Source organism: Undibacterium sp. 5I2, from assembly GCF_035019605.1.
Classification (GTDB): Bacteria; Pseudomonadota; Gammaproteobacteria; order Burkholderiales; family Burkholderiaceae_D; genus Undibacterium.
In genome coordinates, this window is record NZ_JASJVS010000196.1 from 1 (window position 1) to 248 (window position 248).

General features: G+C 58.5%; 1 pseudogene. It reads right to left on the reverse strand.

Features of this window, described 5'->3' with window-relative positions:
* A pseudogene (locus QN359_RS19955) lies at positions 1 to 188 on the reverse strand (IS3 family transposase); the annotation flags it as partial.
* Between the last annotated feature and the right edge of the window lie 60 nt (positions 189 to 248).

Genomic DNA, 248 nt, shown 5'->3' on the forward strand with positions numbered 1-248 from the left:
TTGTTGGCCGGTACAGGACGCTCCGCCAAAGGGCGCGCATCATCAACCACAGCCCCATTCTTCTGCCAGCGATACCAGTCATTGCGCGAAATTTCTGCGACCTCGCAAGCTTTAAACAAGCGCGCCCCTTGGTCGCACGCGACCCGAATCGGCACGATCAATTCCTGCCGGTCGCTCAATGCAGTCATTCGTCCTCGCCCTCGTCCCACAGGGCGCGCAGCTTTTTTTGCAGCACCAATAACGCTGCT